The 1,716-nt window shown below is 73.0% G+C and carries 2 protein-coding genes; both read left to right on the forward strand.

All coding sequences use genetic code 11. The features are described from left to right. On the forward strand, window positions 1-1,308 hold a 1,308-nt coding region (locus AC2W7A_RS12150), incomplete at its 5' end, for a DUF349 domain-containing protein (RefSeq protein WP_485991568.1). Between the two features lie 208 nt (window positions 1,309-1,516). Then, window positions 1,517-1,716 (forward strand): hypothetical protein (locus AC2W7A_RS12155; protein ID WP_485991569.1); only part of this gene is annotated, 200 nt, incomplete at its 3' end.

Raw genomic sequence — 1,716 nt, forward strand, 5'->3', positions numbered from 1 at the left:
GGCCGCCCGGCGCAGGCCAAGCCGGCCGCCGTCGCCCCGGCCGTGGAGCCGACCGATCCCGCCCTCGCCGCACAGTTCGCGCGGGTCTCGGAGGACGGCCACGTGATCCTGCTGGACGGCGCCGAGGAGCACACGGTGGGGCAGGTGCCGGACGCCTCCGCAGAGGAGGCCGTGGCGTACTTCGTGCGCAAGTACGACGACGTCCGTGCGCAGATGGCCCTGTTCGAGCAGCGCATCGCCGCCGGTGCGCCGTCGTCGGAGCTGCAGAAGGCCCTGGACCAGATGACCGCCACGGTGACCGAGCGCCAGATGGTCGGGGACATGGCCGCGCTGCGCACCCGCCTGGCCGCCCTGGAGACCCTCCTGGGCGACTACCGCACCGCCGAGGCGGAGGCCCGTCAGGCCGCCCAGGCCGAGCAGCTCGCCGCCCGTGAGGCGATCGTCGCCGAGGCCGAGGAGTTCGCCGCCACCCCGGCCGAGCGCATGCCGTGGAAGAAGGCCTCCAAGCGCATGGCCGAGCTCTTCGACGAGTGGAAGGCGGCCCAGAAGGCCGGTCCCCGCCTGTCCAAGTCGGTCGAGGACGGCCTGTGGAAGCGCTTCCGCGGTGCCCGCACGCAGTTCGACAAGACCCGCCGGGCCCACTTCTCCAAGCTGGACGCCAAGTCCGCGGAGGCCAAGCAGGTCAAGGAGCGGCTGATCGCCCGGGCGGAGGAGCTGTCCTCCTCCACGGACTGGGGCGTGACCGCAGGCAAGTACCGTGACCTGATGGCCGAGTGGAAGGCAGCCCCGCGGGCGTCCCGCAAGGAGGACGACGCGCTGTGGGCACGCTTCCGTGCCGCGCAGGACGTGTTCTTCACCGCGCGCAAGCAGGTCAACGCGGAGATCGACCGCGAGTACGGCGCCAACCTGAAGGTCAAGGAGCAGATCCTCGCCGACGGGAAGAAGCTCCTCCCGTTCAAGGACGTGAAGGCCGGCCGGGCCGCCCTCAACGAGCTCCGCGGCCGTTGGGAGGAGGCCGGGCGGGTTCCGCGCGGCGACGTGCGCCGCATGGAGTCCGGGTTCCGCGAGCTCGAGGACGCGCTCAAGCAGGCCGAGAACGAGCACTGGCGTCGCACCGACCCGGAGACCAAGGCCCGCACCAACTCCGCGCTGACCCAGCTCGAGGAGACCATCGCCGGCCTCGAGGCCGACTTGGAGAAGGCCAAGTCGGCCGGCGACGAGAAGAAGATCGCCCAGGCCCAGGAGGCCCTCGACGCCCGCCTTCAGTGGAAGAAGGCCCTCGAGGCCTCTGCCGCGGACCTGGCCTGACGGTCACCGGCCTGATCATCACCCGACGCCGGCACGGCGTCGTCTCCACGCCACGGGCGGTCCGGCACTGTGCCGGGCCGCCCGTGGCGTCTCTGCGGGCGTCCCCGCCGAGGCCGTCGGCGTCTTACGCGGGCATCCGTGCGCCGGGGACGTCCGTGTTGTCCACAGGGCTCTCCGGGCAGGGCCGTCCGTCGCGCAGGATGGGTCCATGGCCTCTCCCCCGCTCGGCTCCCCCTCGCCCGTGTCCCCGGCCCTTTCCGCAGAGCCGGGACAGGGGCGTCCCGAGGTGTGGGCGGCGGGCCCCGAGTTCGCGGACGCCGAGCTACAGGCGTTGGTCTCGGCCGGCGCCCTGCACCACCTGATCGGGCGGTGTACACCCCGGCGGACCGGCCGGTGGACGCGCGCGCC

This window comes from Micrococcus sp. LASM2_SD2, assembly GCF_057364565.1.